Origin of the sequence: Curtobacterium poinsettiae (assembly GCF_025677645.1) — a bacterium.
Taxonomy (GTDB): domain Bacteria; phylum Actinomycetota; class Actinomycetes; order Actinomycetales; family Microbacteriaceae; genus Curtobacterium; species Curtobacterium poinsettiae_A.
Genome location: NZ_CP106879.1, coordinates 1,837,974 through 1,863,528 on the forward strand (window position 1 = coordinate 1,837,974; position 25,555 = coordinate 1,863,528).

27 protein-coding genes are annotated in these 25,555 nt (G+C 71.5%); 15 read left to right on the forward strand and 12 right to left on the reverse strand.

The window, feature by feature from the left end; translation table 11 throughout:
- Positions 1-47: 47 nt before the first annotated feature.
- The gene (locus OE229_RS08915; protein ID WP_262137509.1) at positions 48-1,094 is read right to left on the reverse strand and encodes a LacI family DNA-binding transcriptional regulator; all 1,047 of its coding nucleotides are present in this window, start codon (positions 1,092-1,094) and stop codon (positions 48-50) included.
- 187 nt (positions 1,095-1,281) lie between these two features.
- Here OE229_RS08915 and OE229_RS08920 point away from each other — a divergent pair, with 187 nt between their 5' ends.
- A complete protein-coding gene (locus OE229_RS08920; protein WP_111235189.1) occupies positions 1,282-2,391 on the forward strand; it encodes a fatty acid desaturase family protein in 1,110 nt (369 codons plus the stop codon).
- Between the two features lie 4 nt (positions 2,392-2,395).
- Positions 2,396-2,617 (forward strand): cold-shock protein, encoded by a 222-nt coding sequence (locus OE229_RS08925; protein WP_307804550.1) that lies wholly within the window; start codon positions 2,396-2,398, stop codon positions 2,615-2,617.
- A gap of 266 nt (positions 2,618-2,883) precedes the next feature.
- Here OE229_RS08925 and OE229_RS08930 read toward each other — a convergent pair whose 3' ends face one another.
- The 4 genes from OE229_RS08930 to OE229_RS08945 all read right to left on the reverse strand — a co-directional run bounded on the left by OE229_RS08930 (position 2,884) and on the right by OE229_RS08945 (position 5,172).
- Positions 2,884-3,303 (reverse strand): hypothetical protein, encoded by a 420-nt coding sequence (locus OE229_RS08930; RefSeq protein WP_259581266.1) that lies wholly within the window; start codon positions 3,301-3,303, stop codon positions 2,884-2,886.
- 160 nt (positions 3,304-3,463) lie between these two features.
- Complete coding sequence (locus tag OE229_RS08935) at positions 3,464-4,066, reverse strand: hypothetical protein (protein WP_262137510.1); 603 nt, start codon at positions 4,064-4,066, stop codon at positions 3,464-3,466.
- On the reverse strand, positions 4,063-4,302 hold the full coding sequence (locus tag OE229_RS08940; protein ID WP_262137512.1) for a hypothetical protein: 240 nt from the start codon (positions 4,300-4,302) through the stop codon (positions 4,063-4,065). The genes OE229_RS08935 and OE229_RS08940 overlap by 4 nt, the downstream gene beginning before the upstream one ends.
- A 186-nt stretch (positions 4,303-4,488) precedes the next feature.
- Positions 4,489-5,172, reverse strand: a complete 684-nt coding sequence (locus OE229_RS08945; protein ID WP_263344351.1) for a hypothetical protein — start codon at positions 5,170-5,172, stop codon at positions 4,489-4,491.
- 198 nt (positions 5,173-5,370) lie between these two features.
- Between OE229_RS08945 and OE229_RS08950 the strand changes: the two genes are divergently transcribed.
- Genes OE229_RS08950 through OE229_RS08970 form a run of 5 tightly spaced genes read left to right on the forward strand, consistent with a single transcriptional unit; the run spans position 5,371 to position 9,848 of the window.
- On the forward strand, positions 5,371-5,886 hold the full coding sequence (locus OE229_RS08950) for a GNAT family N-acetyltransferase (protein ID WP_262137514.1): 516 nt from the start codon (positions 5,371-5,373) through the stop codon (positions 5,884-5,886).
- The gene (locus OE229_RS08955) at positions 5,883-6,545 is read left to right on the forward strand and encodes an HAD-IA family hydrolase (protein ID WP_209135733.1); all 663 of its coding nucleotides are present in this window, start codon (positions 5,883-5,885) and stop codon (positions 6,543-6,545) included. Before OE229_RS08950 ends, OE229_RS08955 begins: the two co-directional genes overlap by 4 nt.
- The gene (locus tag OE229_RS08960) at positions 6,542-7,192 is read left to right on the forward strand and encodes an HAD family hydrolase (protein ID WP_182067220.1); all 651 of its coding nucleotides are present in this window, start codon (positions 6,542-6,544) and stop codon (positions 7,190-7,192) included. Before OE229_RS08955 ends, OE229_RS08960 begins: the two co-directional genes overlap by 4 nt.
- Before the next feature lie 46 nt (positions 7,193-7,238).
- The gene (locus OE229_RS08965) at positions 7,239-8,960 is read left to right on the forward strand and encodes an AMP-binding protein (RefSeq protein WP_262140125.1); all 1,722 of its coding nucleotides are present in this window, start codon (positions 7,239-7,241) and stop codon (positions 8,958-8,960) included.
- Between the two features lie 30 nt (positions 8,961-8,990).
- Positions 8,991-9,848 (forward strand): hypothetical protein, encoded by an 858-nt coding sequence (locus tag OE229_RS08970; protein ID WP_262137517.1) that lies wholly within the window; start codon positions 8,991-8,993, stop codon positions 9,846-9,848.
- On the opposite strand, the gene OE229_RS08975 is transcribed toward OE229_RS08970, so the two are convergent.
- Both OE229_RS08975 and OE229_RS08980 read right to left on the reverse strand, forming a co-directional pair.
- Positions 9,849-11,078 (reverse strand): MFS transporter, encoded by a 1,230-nt coding sequence (locus OE229_RS08975; RefSeq protein WP_262137519.1) that lies wholly within the window; start codon positions 11,076-11,078, stop codon positions 9,849-9,851.
- Positions 11,075-11,608: an ArsR/SmtB family transcription factor gene (locus OE229_RS08980; RefSeq protein ID WP_209135725.1), complete on the reverse strand. Its 534-nt coding sequence runs from the start codon at positions 11,606-11,608 to the stop codon at positions 11,075-11,077. Before OE229_RS08980 ends, OE229_RS08975 begins: the two co-directional genes overlap by 4 nt.
- Before the next feature lie 252 nt (positions 11,609-11,860).
- Between OE229_RS08980 and OE229_RS08985 the strand changes: the two genes are divergently transcribed.
- From OE229_RS08985 to OE229_RS08995, 3 genes are all read left to right on the forward strand, one after another.
- Positions 11,861-12,793, forward strand: coding sequence for an ABC transporter ATP-binding protein (locus tag OE229_RS08985; protein WP_209135723.1), 933 nt, complete (start codon positions 11,861-11,863; stop codon positions 12,791-12,793).
- Complete coding sequence (locus OE229_RS08990) at positions 12,790-13,653, forward strand: ABC transporter permease (RefSeq protein ID WP_259581618.1); 864 nt, start codon at positions 12,790-12,792, stop codon at positions 13,651-13,653. Before OE229_RS08985 ends, OE229_RS08990 begins: the two co-directional genes overlap by 4 nt.
- Positions 13,654-13,748: 95 nt before the next feature.
- Positions 13,749-14,228, forward strand: coding sequence for a hypothetical protein (locus OE229_RS08995; RefSeq protein WP_182066937.1), 480 nt, complete (start codon positions 13,749-13,751; stop codon positions 14,226-14,228).
- Positions 14,229-14,240: 12 nt separating this feature from the next.
- Here OE229_RS08995 and OE229_RS09000 read toward each other — a convergent pair whose 3' ends face one another.
- On the reverse strand, positions 14,241-14,846 hold the full coding sequence (locus OE229_RS09000) for a dihydrofolate reductase family protein (RefSeq protein WP_262137523.1): 606 nt from the start codon (positions 14,844-14,846) through the stop codon (positions 14,241-14,243).
- A gap of 104 nt (positions 14,847-14,950) precedes the next feature.
- Here OE229_RS09000 and OE229_RS09005 point away from each other — a divergent pair, with 104 nt between their 5' ends.
- The 3 genes from OE229_RS09005 (at position 14,951) to OE229_RS09015 (ending at position 19,218) form a co-directional block, all read left to right on the forward strand.
- Positions 14,951-16,867 carry a family 43 glycosylhydrolase gene (locus OE229_RS09005; RefSeq protein WP_262137524.1) on the forward strand — a complete coding sequence of 639 codons (1,917 nt, stop codon included), beginning with the start codon at positions 14,951-14,953 and terminating at the stop codon, positions 16,865-16,867.
- A gap of 186 nt (positions 16,868-17,053) precedes the next feature.
- Positions 17,054-18,466 (forward strand): GAF domain-containing serine/threonine-protein kinase, encoded by a 1,413-nt coding sequence (locus OE229_RS09010; RefSeq protein WP_259581626.1) that lies wholly within the window; start codon positions 17,054-17,056, stop codon positions 18,464-18,466.
- A gap of 527 nt (positions 18,467-18,993) precedes the next feature.
- On the forward strand, positions 18,994-19,218 hold the full coding sequence (locus tag OE229_RS09015; protein WP_262137525.1) for a PLDc N-terminal domain-containing protein: 225 nt from the start codon (positions 18,994-18,996) through the stop codon (positions 19,216-19,218).
- A 4-nt stretch (positions 19,219-19,222) separates the two neighbouring features.
- Here the strand turns inward: OE229_RS09015 and OE229_RS09020 are convergent, their stop codons facing one another.
- From OE229_RS09020 to OE229_RS09035, 4 genes are all read right to left on the reverse strand, one after another.
- The gene (locus tag OE229_RS09020) at positions 19,223-19,708 is read right to left on the reverse strand and encodes a tetratricopeptide repeat protein (RefSeq protein WP_262137527.1); all 486 of its coding nucleotides are present in this window, start codon (positions 19,706-19,708) and stop codon (positions 19,223-19,225) included.
- Positions 19,705-20,514, reverse strand: coding sequence for a DUF6807 domain-containing protein (locus tag OE229_RS09025; RefSeq protein WP_262137529.1), 810 nt, complete (start codon positions 20,512-20,514; stop codon positions 19,705-19,707). The genes OE229_RS09020 and OE229_RS09025 overlap by 4 nt, the downstream gene beginning before the upstream one ends.
- Positions 20,515-20,524: 10 nt before the next feature.
- A complete protein-coding gene (locus OE229_RS09030) occupies positions 20,525-21,205 on the reverse strand; it encodes a class I SAM-dependent methyltransferase (RefSeq protein ID WP_262137531.1) in 681 nt (226 codons plus the stop codon).
- Between the two features lie 221 nt (positions 21,206-21,426).
- Positions 21,427-22,176, reverse strand: coding sequence for a FadR/GntR family transcriptional regulator (locus tag OE229_RS09035; protein WP_262137533.1), 750 nt, complete (start codon positions 22,174-22,176; stop codon positions 21,427-21,429).
- A 238-nt stretch (positions 22,177-22,414) separates the two neighbouring features.
- Here OE229_RS09035 and OE229_RS09040 point away from each other — a divergent pair, with 238 nt between their 5' ends.
- Together OE229_RS09040 and OE229_RS09045 are read left to right on the forward strand one after the other, a co-directional pair.
- Positions 22,415-23,824: an MFS transporter gene (locus OE229_RS09040; RefSeq protein WP_182066929.1), complete on the forward strand. Its 1,410-nt coding sequence runs from the start codon at positions 22,415-22,417 to the stop codon at positions 23,822-23,824.
- A complete protein-coding gene (locus OE229_RS09045; protein WP_263344363.1) occupies positions 23,821-25,545 on the forward strand; it encodes a dihydroxyacetone kinase family protein in 1,725 nt (574 codons plus the stop codon). The genes OE229_RS09040 and OE229_RS09045 overlap by 4 nt, the downstream gene beginning before the upstream one ends.
- The last annotated feature ends 10 nt before the right edge of the window (positions 25,546-25,555 follow it).

Below are 25,555 nucleotides of genomic sequence, written 5' to 3' on the forward strand. Positions count from 1 at the left end.
CCTGCGAGGGAGGGGTGGCGGCGCCGCCACGGGCCTCCCGTCCGTCGTCAGGCGCCCTGGTGCGCCGCCCGGTCGGACGTGCCGTCCGCGTACGGCGCGCTCTCGCCGACCAGCAGGCGGTGGCCGACCGTGACGAGCCGGCCGGGCACGTCGGAGCCGTCCATCCGCTCGACCAGCAGGTCGAGCGCGGTGTCGGCGAGGGCGACCGTGTCAGGCGCGACGGAGGTCAGGCTCGGCACCAGGCTCGACCCGAGGCCGACCGCGTCCCAGCCGACGACGGCGACGTCGCGGGGTGCGTCCAGGCCGCGCAGGCGCATCGCGCGGAGCGCCCCGAGGGCGGCCAGGTCGTCGCGGCAGAGCAGCCCGTCGACGTGGAGTCCGGCGTCGAGCGCGGCACCGAAGGCGACCTCGGCGCCGGCGGCGTCACCGACCTCGCGGGGGACCAGCAACGCGTCGTCGAGCGGCAGGCCCGCGGCGACGAGTCCGGCGCGGTAGCCGTCCAGACGCAGTCCGGACGTGCGCGACGACGGGCCGGTCTCGTGCCCGAAGAACCCGATGCGGCGGCAGCCGAGCGCCACGAGGTGCGCGACGGCCTCGGTGGCGGCCCCGGCGTTGTCGATCACGACCTGGTCGGCGTGCGGGGGTCGGACGTCCTCGCCGAGGAACACCACGGCGGTGTCCCCGCGGATCCGGTCGATCGCCTCGGGTGTGAGCACCTGCGGGTGGATCACGACCCCGTCGACCACTCCGGCCTCACGTCCCCGCACCGCCGAGCGCTCGCCGTCCGGGTCACCGCCGGTCTCCTCGAGCAGGAGCTGGTAGCCGCGGTCGGCGCACACCCGCGAGAACACGTGGGCGAGCTCGGCGAAGTACGGCCGTCGCAGGTCGGGGAACGCGAAGGCGAGCATGTTCGAGCGTCCGGTCGCCAGGGACCGGCCCGAGACGTTCGGGCGGTAGCCGAGCTCGTCGATGGCGGCCTGTACCCGGCTGCGCATCGGGTCGCTGACGTGCTGGTAGCCGCGGACGACGTTGGACACGGTCTTCATCGAGACGCCGGCGTGCGCGGCGACGTCCTGCAGCGTGACCTTGCCCATCCGCTCACCGTAGCGGGCGGACGCGGGATGGACGGGGCGGAACGGACGGGTCGGGCCGGCCGGTGGACGACGGGTTCCGGACAGCACGGTCAACACGCATGTTCGGCACCTAGGGTCGCCCCAAGCGCAATCGCGTGAACTCTCTCGAACCGGCTGAAGGGTCGGTCCGTCAAGAAGGTCGGTCCTCATGACCACCACTCCGCTCGCTCCGGGTTACACCCGCACTCGTCCCGCTACGGGAGCCCGCAAGGGCACCTCGACCTACTCCGCGCTGCTGGCGCAGGTGAAGGAGAACGGCCTGCTCCGCCGTCGTACCGGTTTCTACTGGGCACTGTTCGGCGCACTCGTCGGCAGCCTCGCCCTCGCCTGGGTCGCGTTCGCGTTCCTGGGTGACTCGTGGTTCCAGCTGATCGTGGCCGGTGCGCTGGGTGTGCTGTTCACGCAGTTCGCGTTCCTGTCGCACGAGGCTGCGCACCGTCAGGTGTTCGAGTCCCAGAAGTGGAACGACCGTGCGGGCCGCTGGCTCGGCACGTTCCTGGTGGGGCTCAGCTACTCGTGGTGGATGAACAAGCACACCCGCCACCACGGCAACCCGAACACCGTCGGCAAGGACCCGGACATCGCCCCCGACGGCATCCGGTTCCTGCCGGAGGACGCGGCCGCCGTCAAGGGCGGTGCGATGAAGACCTTCATGCGCTTCCAGGGGTGGCTGTTCTTCCCCCTCCTGACGCTCGAGGGCCTGAACCTGCACCGCTACGCCGTGATGTCGATCGTCACCGGCAACGGCACGAAGGCCGACAAGAAGCACCGCCTCATCGAGGGCGCCCTGCTGGTGGCGCGGTTCGCGATCTACCTGACGGTGGTGTTCTGGTTCCTGCCGTTCGGGATGGCGTGTGCGTTCCTCGGGGTGCAGCTGGCCGTGTTCGGCGTGATGATGGGGGCTTCGTTCGCCCCGAACCACAAGGGCATGCCGACGATCGCGCACGACGCGAAGGTCGACTTCTTCTCCCGTCAGGTGCGCACCTCGCGCAACATCCGTGGTGGCTGGTGGGTGTCGTTCCTGATGGGTGGGCTGAACTACCAGGTCGAGCACCACCTGTTCCCGTCGATGCCGCGGCCGGCGCTGAAGCAGGCCCGCCTGCTGGTGCGTGACCACTGCGACACCCTCGACGTGCCGTACACCGAGACCACGCTGCTGCGTTCCTACGGCATCGTCGTCCGGTACCTCAACCGCGTCGGACTCGCCGCCCGCGACCCCTTCGCCTGCCCGATGGTCGCGCAGCTGCGCATCCACTGACGCCGTGCTGGCGATCTTGCCCACCGGCACCGTGAAGTGGTTCGACCACGCCAAGGGCTACGGCTTCATCCACCCCGATGACGGGTCCGCAGACCTGTTCGCGCACTTCTCGAGCATCGTCGAGACGACCGACGCCCGGCCGCTCGCCCAGGACGACCACGTGCAGTACGAGGTCGGCCCCGGCAAGAAGGGGCCCCAGGCCAACACCATCTCGGTCATCCGCTGATCGGCACCACCACGAGCAACGCCCCGACCGGTCCGGTCGGGGCGTTGTTCGTTGCGCGCGTGACCGCGGTCGCGGCCGACCGAGTCTCGCCCTGCCGGACAGGTTGCGGGCCCCGGCACCCGCAACCTGTCCGCGGGACCGAGTCTCCGCCGCCCCTGCCCCCCCCCCCGGCCACGAGCCTTGGCCGTGAGCTCGCTCCGAGCGACAGCTCACGTCCGCTGGCCCACGGAAGATGTCGCTCAGCGTGGAACGAGGCGGGCGTTCACTCAGTCGTCGTTCAACGAACCCGGGAAACACCGCGAGAACGACGACAACCGGACCTTCTTGGTGTCGTTGTAGATCGTGATGAGGTACTGGTCGTCGTTCGTCCCGGTGAGCGTCAGTCGCTTCGCGCCCTTGTCGGTCGTGTCGATGGCAGCCGTGTACCCGTCGTCACGCACAGCGGCGGTGATCGCGTCGTAGGTCTCATCGACGTCCACTGGGCGTGCCAGGGTGATGGCGGCGCCGCCCGCTGCCGAGACAGCGGAGTCCGAGCAGGCCAGCAACGTCCAGTCGATCGCGCGGCTGCTGGCGATCACGTCGTCCGGGATCGCACCGATCAGCCGGTCTTGGATCTCGGTCGTTCGTCGTTCAGCAGTCGTCCGTGACACCGAGGCGGTTGCGCCCGGCTCGGGTTGTTCGTCCATCGATGATCCTCCCGCGCAAGCAGTGATGGACAGTGCGAACGTCGTCACGAAACCCGCGACGAACCAGGCGGAGCGGGTGGTCACTCGAAATGCTCCTCGGCGAGTTGATCGAGGACGGCACCATTGCCCTCGAGGCGTGCGACCTTGTCGTACTGGTCCATCAGGTCTCCGGGATCGTAGGGGTTCGCGTCGGTTTCGAAGCGGGCAGGAAGGGCCCAAGTGGACAACATCGCGTCGATGGACCCGGGCCGTGGTCCTGCGACGAGCGACCGCTCACGCCCCTCAGACTTCGTGAGGTGTCGAGGGGTGGACAAGGAGCCGGAGATTGCAGGGCGAGAAGGAGGCGATCCGGACGGTCAGCGACTCGTTGTCGACAGTGACCAGGTACCTTGCCGGTGCCGGTGCCGGTGCCGGTGCCGGTGCCGGTGCCGGTGCCGGTGCTGAGCGCGAGCCGTTCGAGGCCCTTGCCGGTCCGGTTGGTCTCGGCAGTGAACAAGGGGTCCGCCGAGAACTCGGACCGGATCTTGCCGTAGGCGGGATCCACTGCCTCCGAGTCCGTCAGCCGCAGGATGATGCCGCCGGCAGAATGCACTTCTGAATCAGAACATGCGAGCAGTATCCACTTCCGAGTCATCTCAGACGAGACCTTCTCGGCGTCGAACGTGTCGGCGATCGTTTGTTGCACAGCACCCGCGCGCTCCTCGGACGCAGCGCGGGCCTCCGCTTGATCGGAACGCGATGACACTGTCGTCGTTGCCGTCATGGGTTGCCCTCCAGCGCATGCTGGCCCGTAGCTTGCCCGACCTGCAGGATGTCTGCGTAGGGGTAGTCCGTGTACGTGGTCTCTCGGTCGGGCTTCCACGACTCAGGTATCCCGGCTCCGGAGAGCGACGCGACCTGATCGTACTGCGTGCCGAGGGTCTCAGAGGTCCTGATGTTCGCCAGGCCCCAGCTGTGCCCGATGGCCGTGGTCTGCGCGTCCGTCAGCTCGGAGTCCACGTGGTCCGAGCAGCGGCTCCCGCACGCGGTGGGGCCGTGGGATCGCCGACGAGACGGCCCGGAGGCACGGTGTGGTCTGGCACCGCGCGTCCCGTCCGTCGTTCCGCACGTCCAGCGCCGCCGACGCAGGTCGGCCCGGACCGCGCTGTTGCGTGGTCCGGGCCGACTGTGGTGGTGCGGTAGGTGTTACTTGATCTGTGCGGTGATGGTGGCGGTGCCGACGAGGAGGCCGCGCTTGACGGCGTCGGTGCCGAAGGTCTTGTTCAGCAGGCCGGCGGCGTCCTCGGAGATGTGGACGGTGGTGCCGGTGAGGATGGCGTTGTCGCCCTCGAGCTGGAGGGGCTTGAGGGAGCCGCCGTGCAGCTCGAACAGGAACGCGTTGGCCGCGGCGACCTTGCCGTTGACGAGGACGTTGCCGTAGAGCTTGGACGAGCCCGGGTTCACGACGAAGTTCTCCAGCGTGACGGTGGTGTCACCGGCCTTCAGGGTCAGACCAGAGTCGTCGTGGTTCAGCAGGCCCTGCACGTAGGGGCGGTAGTTGCCGTCCGGGGACCAGTAGGTGACCGACCCGGCGGTGATCGGGAACGACACCGACCCGTCTTCGAGGGTTGCGTCGCCGGAGACGCCGGGGGTGAGCTTCAGGGCGGTGAGGGCGTCGGTGAAGCCGGAGTCGAGCTTCACGGCGGTGGAACCACCGAGGACCTCGGGGACCGAGGCGACGGGTGCGGGGATCTTCGACTCGGACGAGGAGGACACCGTGTGCACGGTCGGGGTCGCGGCCTGGGCGGAGGAGATCCCGAACGCGGCACCGCCGAGGACGAGGGCGCCGGTCGTGGCGAGGGTGATGGAGGTCTTGAGGCTCTTACGCATCGTGATCAGTCCTTTGCTGTTGTCGCGCTCGGCGCGGCTGCTGTGTGCGCGCCGAACACACCCTTGGTGGGGTGGAGAACCAGCGATGTGCGGCTGGTGAGCGCTCCGGGTGTTTCCCGGTCGTTGCAGGTGATTCGGCGTCGTCCGCCAGTCGGATTGGAACGAGTTCTCCGGGGCGGCCGCCCCTATGCTCGGGCCATGCGGGGAACGACGATCCGACCGACCACGGAGGACGACTGGGAATCCGTGCGGGCACTGCGCCTGGAGATGCTCCAGGACACCCCGAAGGCGTACGGGGAGCGGCTCGCCGATGCGGAGCGGCTGCAGGAGCGTGAGTGGCGTCGACGCGGCCGCCGTGAGCACGACGTCGGCGGGACGACCCTCGCCGCGATCGGTGCCGACGGCCGGTGGGTCGGGACGATGGGGGTGTTCGTGCCCGGTCCCCGGGTCGGGCCGCTCCTGGTCGGCGTCTACGTTGCACCGTCGCACCGGGGTCGTCCCGCCGGGGTCGCCGACGCGCTGCTCGACGAGATCGAGCGGTGGGCAGCTGCACACGGGTCGGCCCTGCGGCTGCACGTGCACCAGGGGAACAGCCGTGCGCAGGCCTTCTACGCCCGACGTGGCTACGAGCCGACAGGTGCGACCGAGGCGTACGTCCTCGAACCGAGCGAACTCGAGGTCGAGATGATCCGGCAGCTGCGGGGTTCGCTGTGACCGGCGGGACGGCCGGGTCCGCGGGGCCAGCCGTGCGGTGGCTGCTGTCCGACGTGGGCGGAGTCCTCGAACTCGTCGACGACGCCGCCTGGCCCGGGCAGTTCCGGGCGCGGTGGGCCGAGCGTCTCGGGATGACGACGGACGACTTCTCCGCTCGCCTGGTCGCAGCGGACCTGCCCGACGCCTCCCGTCAGACCGGCGTCGTCGATCGCTACTGGGGTGCGATCGGGACGGCGCTCGGACTGGAGGCCGACCAGCTCGCCGTCATGCGGGCCGACTTCTGGGATGCGTACTGCGGAACCCTGAACCAGCCGTTGTACGACTTCCTCGCCGGACTCCGGGGCACGATCGGCCTCGCGATCCTGTCGAACTCGGGCGACGGCGCTCGAGAGGAAGAGGAGCGGCGCTTCCGGTTCTCGGAGGTGTTCGACCCGATCTGCTACTCCCACGAGATCGGTGTGAACAAGCCCGATGCCGAGGCGTTCCGCATCACGCTCGCGCGTCTCGGGGCGGACCCGGACGAGGTGTTCTTCGTGGACGACGTGCCGGAGAACATCGAGGCCGCACGTGCGCTCGGCATCGGGGCGCACCTGCACGTCGACACCGACGAAACGATCCGGGTGCTCGGTGCGGTCGTGCGGGGGAGCGGCCAGCAGTGACCGTCGGCATCGTGTTCTTCGACGTCGACGGAACCCTCGTCAGTCCCGGTTCCAGCAGCAGCTTCCTGGCCGCCCGGTTCGGGCACCAGGAGGCGCTCGACGACGCCGAAGCCCGCTACGCCGACGGCGACCTCACCAACCAGCAGGTCAGCGAGGTCGACGCACTCGGGTGGCGTGGCACGTCCGTCGCGACGGTCGACCGGTGGCTGGACGACCTGCCGGTGTTGCCCGGAACCGAGACCGTCGTCGCGTGGTGCCGTGCCCACGACGTCGAACCTGTGCTCGCGTCGCTCGCGTGGCAGCCCGTGACCCGTTTCCTCGCGGGGCGGTTCGGGTTCGTCCCGAACGGCGGGCCCCGAGTCGGCGAGCACGGCGGCGTCCACGACGGCACCGTCGCCGAGCACTTCGACGAGTTCGACAAGCGGGACCGGGCGCTCGCGCTCGCTCGTGACCTCGGTGTACCGATCGAACACTGCTGTGCCGTCGGGGACAGTCGCTCGGACATCCCGCTCTTCCAGGCGCTCCCCAGTGCGTTGGCGCTCAACGCGAGTCCGACGGCACGCGCGGCCGCGAGTGACGTGATCGACGCGGATGACCTCTCGAGCATCATCCCCTGGCTCGACCGCTGGATCCGGGGACTCGCGTGATCGATCGACTCCGAGCCGGATACGGCATGATCGGTCCGTGTCTTCTGTGAACCCGACCGACGCGTACCGTGCCGCCCGCGACCAGCTCCTCGCCGCGGACTCTCCCGAAGCGGCACGCGCCGGGTTCCGCTGGCCGGACGTCGGCGACACGTTCAACTGGGCGACCGACTGGTTCGACGTCATCGCGACCGACAACGGCCGCACGGCGCTCTGGATCGTCGAGGAGGACGGTCGGGAGCAGCGGTTCAGCTACGCCGAGATGGCCGCACGGTCCGATCGGCTCGCCGCGCGCCTGCACGGCTCCGGCGTGCGGAAGGGCGACCACGTCCTCGTCATGCTCGGCAACCAGCTCGAGCTCTGGGAGACGATGCTCGCCGTGATCAAGCTCGGTGCGGTCATCCTGCCGACCTCGACCATGCTCGACACCGCCGACCTGCAGGACCGCGTCGACCGGGGCTCTGTGGCACACGTCGTCACGAACCGGGGCGAGACGCACAAGTACGACGACGTCCGCGGGTCCTTCACGCGCATCGTGATCGGCGGTCCCGCTGACGGGTGGACGGAGTACCCGGGCGACCTGGGCGAGCCCGCTCCCGCCGACGAGGTCCGTCCCCACGTCCTCACCCGCACGACCGACCCGTGCCTGGTCTACTTCACGTCCGGCACGACGTCGAAGCCGAAGATGGTCGTGCACACCCAGACGTCGTACCCGGTCGGGCACCTCAGCACGATGTACTGGCTCGGCGTCCGACCCGGCGACGTGCACATGACGATCAGCTCGCCCGGGTGGGGCAAGCACGCCTGGAGCTGCTTCTTCGCGCCGTGGATCGCCGAGGCCACCGTCTTCATCCACAACACCGCGCGCTTCGACCCCGGTGCACTCCTCGCGCAGCTCGAGCGCGCCGAGGTCAACACGTTCTGCGCGCCACCGACCGCGTGGCGGATGATGCTGCAGTCCGAGCTCGGCGCGAAGCCGCGGGCGCTCCGTGAACTCATCTCGGCCGGCGAGCCGCTCAACCCCGAGGTCATCGGCCGGGTCGAGGCGGCGTGGGGCCTCACCATCCGCGACGGCTACGGGCAGACCGAGACCACCGCGATCATCGGGAACGCCCCGGGGGCCGCCGTGACGCCCGGCGCGATGGGCAAGCCGCTCCCCGGCGTGACCGTGACGCTGCTCGACCCCGTCACCGGCGAACCGGGCGACGAGGGCGAGGTCTGCCTCGACCTCACCGAGCGGCCCGTCAACCTGATGGCCGAGTACCTCGGCGACCCCGACCGCACGGCCTGGTCGATGCGCGACGGCTTCTTCCACACCGGCGACATCGCCGTCCGCGCCGCCGACGGCGAACTGACCTTCATCGGCCGCACCGACGACGTCTTCAAGTCCTCCGACTACAAGGTCTCGCCGTTCGAGGTGGAGAGCGCCCTTCTGGAGCACCCGGCCGTGGCCGAGAGCGCGGTCGTCCCGGCCCCCGACGACGCCCGTCTCAACGTCGTCAAGGCGTACGTCACGTTGGCCACCGGATGGGAGGCGTCGGCCGACACCGCCAGGCAGGTCCTGGAGTACGCACGCACGGCTCTCCCCGCCTACGCGCGCGTCCGGCGCGTCGAGTTCGCGGAGCTCCCGAAGACCATCTCGGGCAAGATCCGCCGTGTGGAGCTCCGGGAGCGCGAGGAGCAGTCGGTGACCAACGGCACGCGTGCCGATGGCGAATGGCGCGACGACGAGTTCCCCGGCCTCCGCGCACCCCGCCCGCAGGCGAGCTGACCGACGCGGGCGGCACCCAGGGCTCGGCACGTGGAACTGATCGAGGACGTCACGCGCGGCGACTGGCTGCTGGCCCGGGCCGGCGCGTTCGCCTCGTTCGGCGGCGTCGCGGGCACCGGGTTCGAGGCGTACGTCCGGATCCTGCACCCGCTCCGAGCGGATCGCGAAGACCGTGCGACCGTGGACGAGTACGACGAGCACCCGGTCCTCGAGTCGGCCGAGTGGCGCTGGGCCGACGTCGCCGAGCGCACCCGTCGGACGATGGACCCGCTCGTGTCGTGGCAGACGCTCAGCGGTCGGGACGACGAGTCGGACCTGTCCTTCGAGGACGGCTGGGTCGTCCACCCGCCCGAGACGGGCTGGTACGAGCCGATGCAACTCGCCGCGCTCACCGGGCTCCTCGCCGAGGCGACGTCGACCCCGGACGACCTGGTCGGTGCGATCTGGGACGGATGGGGCGACCTGAACGGGACGTCGACGTTGGGCTTCGGGTGGCAGGGGAGTGGCGAGCCGACGGCGGCCGAGCGCGCGGAGATGCAGGAGTACATGGACCGGAAGCAGGCAGAGCACCGGCGGGAGCAGGCTGCGCTCCGGGAGTCGCTCGCGGGTCCGCGCTTCCTGTGGCCGGCCCGCGAGTGCTTCCTGCTCCCCATGTCCCTGTCGCAGCTCAGCGACCCGTCCTGGACGCACGACGCCCGCGTGGGCAAGGACGCCGACTTCGGGCACACCCCGCAGATGCTCTGGCCGGAAGGGCACGAGTGGGTGCTCGCCACCGAGATCGACTGGGACTCGACGATCGTCGCCGGGTCGCGGTCGCTCATCGACGCGGTCCTCGCCGACGACCGGTTCGAGGCGTACGAGGTCGACGCGGACGGCTCCCCGGGCTGATCAGACCGGCAGGGTCACCTCGGTGGTCACACGCCGGACGCTGCGCGTGGACGCGGCGACCACGGTGGCGACGACGATGACGACGGCACAACCGACCAGGGTCGTGGGCGTCCCGACCGCGTGCGCCAACGGTCCCACCAGGGCCTCGCCGAGCGGGACGGCGACGAACGACCCCACCATGTCGTACGAGTAGACCCGCGACAGCACGGCCCGGGGCACGTTCGACTGCAGCGCGTGGTCCCAGGCGATCGCGAACAGCTCGATGGCCACCCCGCCCAGGGCGAACGCGACGAGCAGGGCCGGCAGGGCCGGTGCGCCGGCGAGCGCCAGGACGGGGAGCGCGGTCACGGCCATCAGGGCGACGCCGATGCCGAGGGCGTGCCGTGGCCGCCACCGCAGCGCGATCAGTGCTCCGAGTGCCAGACCGACGGTCTGTGCGGCGACGACGAGTCCCCAACCCGCCCTGCCGAACGAACCGTCCGCGACCACCGGACCCAGCACGGTCGTGGCACCGACGAAGGCGGCGTTGAGCACCGCGAACTGGGCGACCACGGTCCAGACCCAGCGTCGTCCCGAGAACTCGGCCCATCCCTCCCGGATGTCCGCGATCACCGACGGACGGTCGGCCGGTGCGACGGCCGGGCGATGGGGCAGTCGGATCCGCGCGTACAGGGCTGCGGCGACGGCGAAGCCGGCGGCGTCCACCGCCAACCCCCATCCGGCACCGACGAGCGCCACCATGCCGGCGCCGGCGGAGGCCCCGACGATGGTGCCGGCGTTGATGCTCAACCGGATCACGGCGTTCGCCGGGCGGAGCAGCGACTCGGGAACCGTCTCGGGGACCATGGCCGCGGTCGTCGGCAGGCTCACCGCGGCGACGGCACCGTTCAGGATGCTCAGGCCGACGAGGAGCGGGACCGTCGCGGTGCCCGTCAGGACCAGCACGGCGACGGCACCCTGTGTGAGCGCGGCGCCGAGGGACGTGGCGACGAGCACGACGTCGCGGGGGAGACGGTCGGCGATGACGCCGCCGAACAACAGGACGGCGACGTTCGCGACCGAGCGTGCGGCCACGACGAGGCCGAGGTCGACGGGCGAGCCGGTGAGGTCGAGGACGGCGAACGCCAACGCGATCGGGGCGACGGCGTTGCCGAGGATGCTCACCGTGCGGGCGACGAGCAGCCAGCGGAACGGTGCGTGGCCGAGGACGCCCGTGGTCGGCGTGCTCACGGTCGCCGCATCGGGAACATCGAGACGGTCATCGACACCGGAACGGTGCCCGGGGTGCGGGGGCGCTGCGCTGCGGCGTGGAGCAGGGCGGAGGCCTGGCCGACGTGGTGCACCACGCGTCGCCACGTCTCGGGGGCCACCCACAGTTCGGCGTCGGTGGAGACGCCGGGCCCCGTGGTCCGCTGTCGCACCCGCCGCCGGAGCTCCTCGACCTGGGCCTCGACGTAGACGAGCTGGTCCTCGATCGAGACGTCCTCGGCGCCGCTGTCGGATCGGGCGTCGGGGTCGAACGCCTGCGACGACGACTCGTGCCGGTACCTCTTTGCCTCGCCGCCACGGAGCCGGACGACCTCGACGACGGCGACCAGTCCGGCCCGTTCGAGGACGCGCAGGTGGTAGCTCGCGGCGGCCTGCGAGAGTCCGAGCTCCCGTGCGGCCTCGGCGGCGCTCATCGCGGAACTCGTCACCAGCGACAGCAGGCGGAGCCGGATCGGGTGGGCGGTCGCCCGGAGGGACTGGAGGCTGGACATGCGCCTATCGTTGCCCCCGTACCCGGCACCGTCAAATGGCTCTTTGGGGGTTGTTCGGACCCGTCTGCGCGCCGGACTCTCGCGTCCAGCGACACCTCACGGGCCACCGCGCGCGTGAACTGTCGCCCAGCGCGAAACGGCGCGCAACAGCGTGACCCGCCCCAAGCCCCCGCCCGCGTCACCCTGTGGGAGCACACATCTCCCCCCAACGGCGGACGCGGCGCCGACGGCCCCTCCCGTAGCGTCGAGGCCGTGATCGAAGTCAGCCATCTCACCAAACAGTACGGTCCGAAGACCGCCGTGGACGACGTCTCCTTCGTCGTGCGTCCCGGCAGTGTGACCGGCTTCCTCGGGCCCAACGGCGCCGGGAAGTCCACCACGATGCGCATGATCATGGGGCTCGATCGGCCCACGTCGGGCAGCGCCACCGTGAACGGCCAGCCCTACACGAGCTTCCGCGACCCGCTCCGGCAGGTCGGCGCCCTGCTCGAGGCGAAGGCCGTGCACTCGGGCCGCAGCGCCTACAACCACCTGCTCTCCCTCGCGGCGACCCACGGCATCCCGAAGTCCCGCGTGCACGAGGTCATCGACATGACCGGCCTCGACTCCGTCGCGAAGAAGCGCGTCGGCGGGTTCTCGCTCGGCATGGGGCAGCGCCTGGGAATCGCTGCCGCACTGCTCGGTGACCCGAAGACCCTGATCCTCGACGAGCCGGTGAACGGCCTCGACCCGGACGGCGTGCTCTGGGTGCGGCAGCTCGCCCGCCGCATGGCCGCCGACGGTCGCACGGTGTTCCTCTCCAGCCACCTGATGAGCGAGATGGCGCAGACCGCCGACCGCGTGGTCGTGCTCGGCCGGGGCAAGGTCCTCGCCGACGCCCCGATCGCCGAGTTCGTCGCCGGTGGCGGCGCCGCTGCCGGCACCGATGCCGCCGTCAGCCGCGTCGTCGTCCGCACGCCGGACCCGAACGGCCTGTTCACCGCGATCGGCCCGAACGCGGCGGTCACCCAGCGCGAGGACGGATCGTTCCTCGTCGTCGGGCCCGACGCCCCGACGGTCGGCAACATCGCCGCGCAGGCCGGCGTCCCCCTGCACGAACTCACCCCGACCGGCGCGAGCCTGGAAGAGGCCTACATGGCCCTCACCCGCGACGACGTCGAGTACCGATCGGAGGGCACCCGATGAGCGCCACCACCTCGCCCACCACGCCGTCGACCCGGATGAGCGGCTCGACCCGCCTGTCGTTCCCGCACCTGGTGCGGAGCGAGTGGATCAAGCTGCGCAGCATCCGGTCCACGTTCTGGTGCTACGCGATCCTGGTCGTGGTGACGATCGGCATGGCCGCGCTGGTCGGTGCGAACACGAACAGCGGCGGGCAGGACATGCCGACGGACATCGCCAACGGCACGTTCGTCAACGCGAACACCGTCGGCGTCCTGCTCTCGTCGCTCGTCGTCGGCGTGCTCGGCGTCCTCATCATCACCGGTGAGTACGGCACGGGCCAGGTCCGCTCGACCTTCACCGCCGACCCCCGTCGCACCGGCGTGATCCTGGCGAAGGCCACCGTGCTCGCCGTCACGACGTTCGTGGTCAGTGCCGTCGCCACCTGGATCGGCGTCCTCATCTCGCTCCCGCTGCTCGCCGGCAACGGTGTCGAGCCGGAGATCGGTGACCCGTCGGTCTTCATGCCGATCCTCGGTTCGTCGGTCTTCCTGACCCTGCTGGCGCTCCTCGCCTACGGCATCGGTCTGCTCGTCCGCTCGAGCGCCGGCGGCATCGCGATCACGCTCGGCATCCTGTTGGTCCTGCCGGTCGTGCTGGGCCTGATGGCCGGGCTGATGAACGTCGAGTGGCCGACGAACATCGCGGCGTTCCTGCCCGACATGGCGGGCGGCCAGCTCTACGCCTACGCGTACGACGGCGCGAGCGAGGCCGACACCAGCGGAGTCGTGCTCAACGGATGGGGCGGTTTCGGCGTCCTCGCGGCCGAGGTCCTGGTCATCGGTGGCCTCGCCCTGACGCTCGCGCGCCGGCGCGACGTCTGACGCGACCACCCCACGGCCGGGAGGCGCGGTGCCGGCCGGCACCGCGCCTCCCGTCGTCCCGCGGTGCGGGCACACCGCGTCACTAGGCTCACAGCGTGCGTTCCGTTCCCGCCCTGCTCCTGCCCGCGATCGCGGGTGTGCTCCTGCTGGCCGGCTGCGCCGGGCCGCCGCCCGTCGACGAGGCTGCGCTGCACGCATGGGAGAAGCGGCAGCGAGCGGTCGAGCCGGATGCCGAACTCGGCGTCCTGTTCGCCGCGGTGTCGCCCGGGGACGACGACAGCGACGACCCGGGCACGGGCGTCACCATCACGTTCCCGCACCCGGAGCCGGTCGACCACCTCGAGTTCTCGTGCTTCGGTGACGGGCACATGAGGGGCGCCTTCACCATCGGGTCGGCGGGCGCCGCACAGACCCAACCGACGGAGCCGATGTCCTGCCGGGACGGTGCACAGCGGATCGACCTTCCACCGGAGCTGCGTCGCCGAGCGGACAGCGTCTCCTTCAACGGGTTCGACAGCGACCGGGACAGCGCCTGGTACGTCCGGATCATCGCCACCGATCCCGACCAGGACTGACGCCCCGAGGGCTCAGGACCGCCGGACGTCGTAGCGGTGCAGGGTGACGCCGTTGTCGTACCGCTGCTGCTCGAGCAGGTCGAGCTGCACGAGCGGCCGGTGCCCCGAGAGCGGCGGATCGAACAGCGGTCGGCCGGCGCCGAGCACCGACGGGTGCGTGAAGAGCATGACCTCGTCGAGCAGTCCGGCGTCGAGCAGTTGGCTCGCGATGCTCGGTCCGCCCACGCCGATGTCGCCCTCCCCGTCGGCACGGATCGCGGCCAGCTCGGCGATCGCGTCGCCGTCACCACCGATGACCCGGGTGTCGTGGTCGGCGGTCGTCCGGGTGCGGGACACCAGGACCTTCGGCTGCGCGGTCCAGATCTCGCCGTACTCGCGCAGGTACTGCGGCATCGACTCGTCGTGCCGGGCGTCCGGCCAGAACGGGTCCATCATGTCGCGCACCACGCGGCCCTCGACGGAGAGGGTCATCGCGGCGGCCCGGGCGTTGAACTCGCGGTGCAGCGGCTCGTCGATCCGGATCCAGTCGGGTCCGTCCGGGCCGTCGTGCTCGCCGGGGGCCCGTTCGACGAAGCCGTCGACGGAGACGTTGATCCAGTAGACGAACCTCGCGGGCATGGCATGACTCCTTCGTCGCGCCGAGCGTACGCTCGCGCACGTCGCCCGTCGACACCCGCAGTCCCTCCAGCAGCACCTCCCTCAACGACGAGAGCAGGTCAGGCATGCGCCGATCGTCCACCGCACTCCTCGCCGTCGTGACGTTCCTCGGCGTCGCGACCACGGGCCTCCATGCCGCACCGGCGGATGCGTCCGCGGTGCCGGGAGGGACCACCCGGGCGACCACCACGACCGTGGCGTCGAGTCCCGCCAGCCGGCACGGCCGCGTCGCACCCAGCCACCAGAACCCCGTCGCACTCAGCCTGCCGGACGGGCAGACGGCCGCGAGCTGCGCGGACCCGACGGTGATCCACGGAGCCGGACGCGACCGCAACTGGTACCTGTACTGCACCACCGACGCGCTCACCGCGACGGAGCAGAACCCGGACGGGTCCCTCGTGCAGCACGCGGTGCCCACCTACCGGTCGACCGACCTCACCCACTGGACGTACGTGAACGACGCGTTCCCGACGAAGCCCGCCTGGGTCGGCGACGCGAACGGGATCTGGGCGCCGGACGTCGTGTACCGCGCCGGAGACCGTGGCCGGGCCGGCACCTGGTACCTGTACTACGCGGCTTCGGACACCCCGTCGGCGACGGGACCGAGCGGCGGCGGCTCCGCGGTCGGGGTGGCGACGAGCTCGAGCCCGACGGGGCCGTGGAAGGACTCCGGCGGCCCGGTCGTGGCACCGCAGACCGCACCGAACGGCGACGGCGCGCGATGGGCGTTCGACCCCGAGGTCATCACGGACAAGGGGACGACCTACCTGTACTTCGGCAGCTACTTCGGCGGCGTGAACGTCCGACGACTCAGCGCCGACGGGCTGCGCTCCGACCCGTCGACCGAGCGGCAGATCGCGATCGACAACCGCTACGAGGGCGCGTACCTGATGCGGCACGGCGGCTGGTGGTACTTCATGGGCTCCGCGACGAACTGCTGCAACGGTGCCCTGACCGGCTACGGCGTCTTCGTCGCCCGTTCCCGCAGCCCCCTCGGACCGTTCACGGACCGCGACGGCGTGGCGATCACGAGCACCCGCGTCGGTGGCACGCCCCTGCTCGCGCAGAACGGCAACCGGTGGGTCGGGACCGGCCACAACACCGTGGTCACCGACTTCGCCGGCCAGGACTGGATCATCTACCACGCGGCCGACCGGAACGACCCGTACTACGCGGGGCAGCCGACGTACACGAAGCGGCCGGCGCTGATCGACCCGCTCGACTGGCGGGGCGGCTGGCCGGTCGTCCGCGGCGGTGCCGGTCCCTCCGACTCGGTGCAGCCCGGCCCCGCCGCGCAGCCGGGGCAGCGTGCCTCGTACCGGCCGCGTGCGGTCCCGGACGACGTGCCCGGGCGGACCATCCGCAGCCTGTCCACCTCGTTCGACGGCACCACGCTGCCGCCTGCGCTCACCTGGACGCGGGAGCCCGACGCCTCGACCTGGACCGTCGCCGACGGCACGCTCCGGTGGCAGACGCAGGACGCCGACATCCACCCGCCGCAGACCCCGCTCGCATCGGTCCTGTCCGAACCGGCACCCCGCGGCGACTGGGTGGTCGAGACGACCGTGGGCGTCGACACCCCGGCGACGGGTGACGGCCGCAACTACGTGCAGGGCGGGTTGATCGTGTACGGGAGCGACGGCGACTACGTCCGGCTGACGTCGAACTCGATCTTCAACACGCGCCAGACCGAGTTCGGCAAGCAGGTGTCCGGTCAACCGGCCGGGGCACCGAGCTACGGCAACATGGTCGTCGGTCCGGTCGGGGACACCACCACGCTCCGGATCGTCCACCGCCAGGTCCGGGGTGAGGACCGGTACACGGCGTACACGAGTCTCGACGGGCGGCACTTCGTCCGGGGCGGCACCTGGACGGCGGACCTCGGCAGTGCGCCCCGCGTCGGGCTCATCTCGCTCGGGGGTTCCGGCTTCACCAGCACCTTCGAGGACCTCCGTGTGAGCACGGTCGCGACGCGTCGCTGACGGGGCAGACCCGCGGAACACCGGTGTTCGCAGGCTGAACCGCGGTCTGCGCGTGTTCGACCCGCGAACACCGGCGTCTTGCAAGCCGAACGGTGCGCGTTCAGCCGCGAAACGTCGACCGTCACCGAGATACCCGTCGGGATGCGAAGATGCATCGTTGGTGCCGGAGCCGAGAACGAGGGTTGGATGATCCCGACGGAAGACCACGACGCGAGCGCGCCGCTGCTCGACGGTCGGTACCGCTTGGAGCAAGCGATCGGTCAGGGCGGCATGTCCGTCGTGTACCGGGGCGTGGACGAGAGCCTGCACCGCCCGGTCGCGATCAAGCTCTTCCACGCGGGCATCGTGGACATCGCCCGGCAAGAGGCCGAACTCGGGGTGCTGGCATCGCTCGAGCACCACAACCTCGTCAGCCTGCTCGACGCCGGAGTCGTCACCGGGCAGGACGGCACGCAACAGCGCTACATCGTGATGTCACTCGTCGTCGGGCAGGACCTCGAGGAGCGTCTGGCCGTCGGGCCCCTCGCTTCGCGGCACATCGCCGAGATCGGCTACGACATGGCCGAGGCCCTCGACTACATCCACTCCCACAGCGTCGTGCACCGCGACATCAAGCCGTCGAACATCCTGCTCGTCGACTACGGCAACGGTTCCGACCGCGCCCGCGCACGCCTGACCGACTTCGGCATCGCGCTCGCCGCCGGCGTCGAACGCCTGACCGCCGACGGTGTGACCACCGGCACCGCCGCGTACCTGAGCCCCGAGCAGGCGCGCGGCGGCGAGGTCGGCCCGCCGAGCGACGTCTACTCGCTCGGCCTCGTGCTGCTGCAGTGCTTCACCCGCCGCCGCGAGTTCCCGGGCTCGCTCGTCGAGTCCGCCGTCGCCCGCCTGTCCCGCGACCCCGTGGTCCCCGAGCCCCTGCCCGAGCACTGGAAGCACCTGCTCCGTGCCATGACCGCGCAGGACCCAGCGGCCCGTCCGCTCGGCGCCGAGCTGGTCACGATGCTCCGCGACGTCGTGATCGCCGAGACCGCCACGGCCGACCACGTGGTCGAGCCGACCGACGAGGCGGCCCCGGTGCCGACGCGGCACGACACCGATCGCCCGGCGACCCTCGACACCCTGCCCGACGAATCGCTGCAGCGCACGACGGCGATGGCGGCCCGGCTCTTCGACGCACCGATCGCCCTGGTCGAGGTCCTGGACGAGGACCGCGAGTGGTCCCAGTCGTACATCGCCGAGGGCGTCGACGAGGCGGCCCGCAGCATCAGCTTCCGCAACGGCTTCGCGCCGGTCCCCGTCCCCGTCGTGATCCCGGATGGCTCCGCGCACCCCGAGATGCGGAACAGCCCCCTGGTCACCGGCCCGCTCGGCATCCGCTTCTACGTCAGCGTCCCGCTCGTCAAGCATGACGGGGCGCCCATCGGGACCCTCGCCGTGCTCGACACCCGCCCGCGGCAGGCCACCGAGGACGACCTCGCGAACCTCCGTGACCTGGCGGCGCTCGCCGTCTCGCAGCTCGAGATCCGCCAGGAGTCCCTGCGCACGACCAGCGACTCGCTGCCGGTCCCACGGGTGGTCGGCGACCACACCGCCTGACGGGAGGCACGGTGCCAGCCCGCACCGCGCCTCCCGACCGAGCGGTGGTCGCGCCCACCGCCGCGCCGACGCCGTCCGCCGAGCGGTCGCGTCCCGTCGCCTGGCGCGCTGCCGCGCGACGGTCCGCGGCCGCTCGACCACCTGCCAGCGGTGTGTCGTGACCGCTCGCGGTGGTGGGGGTCCGCTCGCGTCGGCTGGCGCTGCCCAGCGGGCGGAATGCCGGGGTGACTTCGCGCGGCCACCCGGGTGTTTCGCCCGCTCGCGGTGGTGGGGGTCCGCGCGTGTCGGCAGGCGCTGCCGAGTGGGCGGAATGCCGGAGTGGCTCCGCACGGCCACCCGGGTGTTCCGCCGGTCGGGCCCGTGGGCTGTTCGCACGGGGCGAGATCGTGATCGACTGACGCGCCCGCCCGCCCGCGCCGTTGCCTGACCAGCCCACGCGATCAGTCGGACGGATGACGCGGTCGCGTCCGGGCAGGCCCTACTGTCGACGATGCGGGCGACGATCGTCGCCGCGGAGAGGACTGCTCGTGTTCACGAACGTGTCGGGGGCACACACCGTGGTGCTCCTCGTGCTGCTGGCGCTCGAGGCCGTGGCGCTGGTGCAGGTCTGGCGCGATCGACGACGGACGCAGCTGGTCAAGGTGCTGTGGACGGTGGTCATCCTCGCGCTGCCCGTGGTCGGCGTGCTGGGGTGGGCCGTGAACTGGCTGCTCGGCAGGGCTGCGGACGCGCTGCAGCGCCGGAACGCCTGACACGTCAGGCCTCGGTGAGGGCTGCCGCGTAGGCCCGGACGGACCGGTGGTACCGGGGGAGTGTCGGCTCGACGGCCTCGATCGCGACGCGCAGCGCCTCGGCTGAGCGTCCCGCGCTGTGCAGGGCGAGCGCGAGGAACACCCGCGGTGCCGCCCCGGTGGCGGGGTGTTCCGGCGCCTCGCGGAGCATCGCGATGGCCGCGTCGATCCGGCCGAGGTTCCGGAGCGTCGAGGCGTGCTGGACGACCATCCTGGCTGCGCGGTCCGGGTCGACGGTCTCCAGACCGGCTGCGGTCGCGGCGGCGTACTGCACGTCCGCGTCGGCTTCGTGTCCGCCCGAGTCGAAGGCGCCGCCGAGCTCGAACGCGCCGAGTGCGGGGTGCGGAGCCTCGGCGGCGAGGTCGCGCATCCGCTTGATCCGCTGCTGATCGTCGATCGTCTCGTCGTCCCACAGCGCTGCGACGCGCGACTCCCAGTCCCCGGTGCTCATCCGGCGAGCGTACCGCCGTCGGTGATCGCCGCGCGGAACGAGCGGACCAGCGGTGCGCCGGGCTGCACGACGGCGGGGGAGTCCCACGCCAGTGCCGAGCCGATCGCGGGGTACTCCTCGGCGCGGACGAACCAGCGGTCGTGGTGGTCGACAGCTTCGATCCGGATCGTCGCCGGACCGCCGTCGAACACCGCCGACCAGGTGATCCAGGGTGCGACCGAGCCGTGCACGGCGGTCTCGCCCTCGGCGTCGGCGGTCCGGACGACGACCCCCGCGCACTCGGGGAACCGCCAGAAGAAGCCGCCGTAGCCGGCTCCGGCTCGGCCGTTGCTGCCCGGGCTCCCGAGGTGCACCGGGGAGTCGCCAGGGGTGCGGAACGACGACGACCAGGACAGCTCCCACCCGCTGGTGACCGCGCGCCAGCGCAGGGTGCGGTCCTCGCGCAGGACCACGGTGCGGTCCGGGCCACGCCAGACGAGGTGCTCGGCGGACGTCGTGTCGTACTGCTCCGCGTGCACCACCTCGACCGCGCCGTGGTCGTCGCGCCAGACGTAACCGCGGCCGTGGACGTAGGTCGGGCCGCCCCAGCAGTTCACGCCGTCGACGTCGGGGATCGCGACCCCGACCCCGCAGTGCCAGTCGTGGTCGCCCGGGTGGTACCCGCTGACGACGGTGCCGCCGAGGGTGCGGACCGGGTGCAGGCACGGCCGAGGGGACGACGCGGCGATCGTGCCGGCGCCGTCGCGTTCGAGGGCGACCTCGACACCGTCCACGACGAGTGCGCGGATGCCGTCCTCGGTGCTCACGCCACCGACGCTACCCGCGTGTCAGTCGGGCGAGCACGACGCTGTCGAGCACCTCGTGTGGATCACCCTCCGGCGTCGTCGCGGTGCGCGGCCGGACCTCGGCGACCAGGACGTCCCAGCGGTCGTCGAGCTGCAGGGCGGCGAGGTCGTCGGCCGGCGCGGGGAACCGGTACTCCCGCAGCTCCGGCGGCAGGTCGTCGTGCGGGGGAGCGGCGTGCGCGGTGACGAGCAGGTGCCCACCGGCGGCGACGAAGCCGGCGGCCCGGCGCAGGATGTCGGCTCGGGGGATCTCCACCGGCCACGACTGCAGGAACGACGCCGTCACCAGGTCGTACCGCGCGGCGGTGTCCCACCGGGCGAGGTCCGCGGCGACGAAGGCCGTCCGGTCCTCCACCCCGGCGGCGACCGCGGCCCGTGAACCACGCTGGAGCGCCGTCACCGACAGGTCGATCCCCGTCACGTCCCACCCCTGTTCGGCGAGCCACACCACGTCGCCGCCCTCGCCGCAGCCGAGGTCGAGCGCCCGCCCCACCGGCAGCCCCCACGTCACCGAGGCGAGCACGGCGTTCACCCGGCCGGACCAGATGCCGTCGCGCTCGGCGTAGCGGGCCTCCCACCAGTCCCGAACGGACGGTTCGGCGGTGGCATCGGTGGCGGCTCCGGCGGCGGAGCCGTCGTGGTGGGTGTGCATGCTGACACTCCAGCGCACCTGCCGGGCCGGACCCAAGCGGTGTTGCCGACCCGGCAACACCGCACCGTGCGGGGCGGGCGCGACCCGTGCCTCCCGTCCGCCCGGATCGTGAGCAGAAGGTGTCGGGTCGGCTCGAGGGACCCGACCATTCCTGCTCACGAATCGCGCACGAGCGAGCGCGCCCGCGCACGAGCGCGCCCGAGCCCGAGCGCACGCGCCCATTAATCGTCGGCGGGCAGCGGCTCGGCGTGCTCGATGCGGGCGCTCGCCGTGGCCATGTGCGCGTCCATCGCGCGCTGCACGGCGGGCACGTCGCGCGCGCGCAGGGCCTCGAAGACGGCGCGGTGCTCGTGGAACGCGGCCTCGGTCGCCTGCCGGGTCTGCACGCGCCGCGCGACCCAGACGCTCAGCATGGAGCGGAGGCTCTGCAGGAGGTCCGCGAGCACGTCGTTGCCCGACGCCCGCGCCAGCAGGACGTGGAACCGGACGTCGGCGTCGATGAACGCCTGCGGGTCGTCGAGCGTCGCCTCCTGCCGGACCAGGTACTCGCCGAGTTCGGTGATCTGCTCGTCGGTGGCGCGCTGCGCGGCGAGGATCGCTGCCGTGCGCTCCAGTGAGGACCGGATCTCGAGCAGCTCGCGGGTGCGGTTCGACGCGAGCATGAGCCCCCACGACAGGGTCGTCGGGAGCAGGTCCGAGGTGCCTCCGCGCAGGTAGGTGCCCGAGCCGGGGCGGATCTGCACGATGCCCAGGATCTCGAGGGCGGCGAGGGCCTCACGGACGGCCGAGCGTCCGACGCCGAGCCGCTCGGACAGGATCCGCTCCGAGGGCAGCCGTGAGCCGGGGGCCAGCTCGCCGGCGGTGAGCAGCGAGACCAGCTGTCGGGCGACCACCGAGGCGGGGGACCCGACGGGCACGGACTCGAGTTCGAGTCGGATGTTGAGGGGGTCGTCCGGGCTGAACGCGGGCATGCAGTGAGCGTACCGGTCGGTCAACCGGTTGCAGGGGAGCAACGCAGGCGCCTCGAGCAGTCCATACGGGAGGCATGGAACGCGGAGAATGGTCAACCGGTTGACAAGTTGCTTGCCCGCGCCGCACACTGGATCAGGCGCACCGATGCGCCCGCTCCCGATCCGCGCAGCAGCACGGACCGTCCCGGCGCAGCCGCCAGGACGGGAGTCGTACCACCCCCACCGAGCAGGAGTCATCGTGGACATCCCCGCCACGCGAGGCATCCCCACCTCGGTCGTCGAGAAGACGGCCATCCGCAAGATCGCGATCCGCATCGTGCCGTTCGTGGCACTGATGTTCTTCATCAACTTCCTCGACCGCACCGCGATCTCCTTCGCCGCCCCCAACGGCATGGAGGCCGACCTCGGCCTGACCGCCGCCCAGTTCGGCTTCGCGTCCGGTGTGTTCTTCATCGGTTACCTCGTGCTCGAGGTGCCGTCCAACCTCGCGCTGCACAAGTTCGGCGCGCGTGTCTGGCTCGCCCGCATCATGATCACGTGGGGCATCGTGTCCCTGCTCTTCACGTGGGTGCAGAACTACCCGCAGCTCGTCGGCCTGCGCTTCCTGCTCGGCATCGCCGAGGCCGGCTTCTTCCCCGGCGCGATCCTGTTCCTGTCGACCTGGGTCCCGGCCCGGCACCGCGGCAAGATGCTCGCGCTCTTCTACCTGGCGCAGCCGCTCACGAGCGTCATCGGTTCCCCGCTCGCCGGTTGGCTGATGACCCACGAGGGGATCCTCGGCGGCCTGGCCGGATGGCGCTTCATGTTCCTCTGTGTCTCGATCCCGGCGATCATCGTCGGCGTCCTGTGCCTCTTCGTGCTCAAGGACAAGCCGTCGCAGGCGAAGTGGCTCGACGAGGACGAGAAGCTCTGGCTCGAGGGCGCCCTGGCGAAGGAGAACCAGGAGAAAGCCGGCCACGGCAAGGGCGGCCTGCGTGCGGCCTTCGGCTCCGGCCGTGTCTGGATGCTCGCCGCGGTGTACTTCGGCTTCATCTACGGCCTCTACGCACTCAGCTTCTTCCTGCCGACGATCATCGACGGCTTCCAGGAGCAGTTCGGCACCACGTTCGACCTGTTCCAGAAGGGCCTCATCACGGCCATCCCGTACGTGCCCGCCGCGGTGGTCCTGTACTTCTGGTCGCGTGACGCCTTCCGTCGGGGTGTCCGGGTCTGGCACATCGCCGTCCCGGCCCTGGTCGGCGGCCTGAGCATCCCGGTCGCGCTCTACATGAACAGCCCGGCCGCCACCGTCGCGGTCATCGCGATCACCGCGTGTGCGATCTTCGCGGCGCTGCCGAACTTCTGGACGGTCCCGACGCAGTTCCTGACCGGTGCCGCCGCAGCCGCTGGGGTCGCCCTCATCAACACCGTCGGCAACCTCGGTGGCTTCGCCGCCCCGTACATCACGGGTGCCGTCAGCGAGTGGACCGGCGGGTACCAGGTCCCGATGTTCATCGTCGGCTTCTTCATGGTGCTGTCGAGCGTGCTGATGTTCGTGCTCGGCCGGACCACGAAGCGCAACGAAGCAGCTGCCGCGGCGTCCGGAGCCGACACCGCGGTCGCCGCCACGGACGGACCGACCGCGATCGCGAAGGAGGCCGGCGCATGACCCGCCTGTTCAACGACCCGGCGGACTTCGCCGACGAGATGGTGGACGGCTTCGTCGCCGCCAACCGCGCCCGGGTCCGCCGGGTGCACGGCGGCGTCGCCCGCTCCACCACCAGCCCCGAGGGCACCGTCGCGCTCGTCGTCGGCGGCGGCTCCGGCCACTACCCGGCCTTCGGCGGTCTGGTGGGGCACGGCCTGGCGGCCGGTGCTGCGATGGGCAACCTGTTCGCCAGCCCGAGCGCCCAGCAGGTCACCGCCGTCGCGAAGGCGTCGGAGCACGGCGGTGGGGTGCTGCTGAGCTACGGCAACTACGCGGGTGACGTCCTGAACTTCGACGCGGCGGCACGGGCACTCGAGGCACAGGGCATCGACGTCCGCACGGTCCGCGTGACCGACGACGTCGCGTCCGCGCCAGCCGACCGGGCGCACCAGCGCCGCGGCATCGCGGGGGACCTCTGCGTGTTCAAGGTGGCCGGAGCGGCCGCGGAACGCGGCGACGACCTCGACGCGGTCACCGCGATCGCGACCCGGGCCAACGACCGCACCCGCAGCTTCGGCGTCGCGTTCTCGGGCTGCTCCCTGCCCGGCGCCGACGAGCCGCTCTTCACCGTCCCCGAGGGACGCATGGCCATCGGCATGGGCATCCACGGCGAACGCGGCATCGCCGAGGCCGACGTCCCCACCGCCGACGGCCTGGCCGACCTGCTCGTCGACGAGCTCCTCACCGAGCGCCCCGACGGCACCACGACGGGTGCCACCCCCCGCGTCGTCCCGATCCTCAACGGCCTCGGCTCGGTCAAGTACGAGGAGCTCTTCGTCGTCTTCGGCGCCGTCCAGCGGAAGCTCACCGACGCCGGCATCGTCGTCGTGGAGCCCGAGGTCGGCGAACTCGTCACCAGCTTCGACATGGCGGGCGTCTCGCTCACCCTGTTCTGGCTCGACGACGAACTCGAACAGCTCTGGGCAGCACCGGCCGATGCCCCCGCCTACCGCAAGGGCGGCGCCGTCCCGCAGCAGTCGGTGCCGGTCGAGGTGCTCGAAGCCGGCGTGGTCGTCCCCGTGACGCCCGGCACCGAGGAGTCCCAGGCCGCGGCCGCCCGCGTCGCGAGCGCCATCGCCGCGATCCGCGCCACCATCGACGACCACGCCGACGAACTCGGCCGCATCGACGCCGTCGCCGGTGACGGCGACCACGGCATCGGCATGCAGCGCGGTTCCACCGCCGCCGATCGTGCGGCGCAGGACGCCGCCGCCCGTGGCGCCGGCGCCGGCAGCGTCCTCGCGATCGCCGGAGACGCTTGGTCCGACAAGGCCGGTGGGACGTCCGGTGCGATCTGGGGCGCCGCCCTGGAGGCACTGGGTCGCGTCCTCGGCGACGACGAACGCCCGTCGGTCGCCACCGTCCAGAGCGCCGTGCACGCCGCCGCCGAAGCCGTCCTGGCGTTCGGGGCCGTCCCCGGCGACAAGACGATGGTCGACGCGCTCGTGCCGTTCGACCAGGTCTTCTCCGCCCGGGTCGACGCCGGTGACGAACTCGTCGACGCCTGGTCGGCCGCCTCGGCCGCAGCACAGACGGCGGCGGACGCCACGGCCGACCAGGTGCCGCGGATGGGCCGCGCCCGCACCCACGGCGAGGACGCCGTCGGCACTCCGGACGCCGGAGCGATCTCGTTCGCGCTCATCACCGCCGCGGTCCGCTCGACCATCGCCGTCCCCGCCTGACCCCCACCAC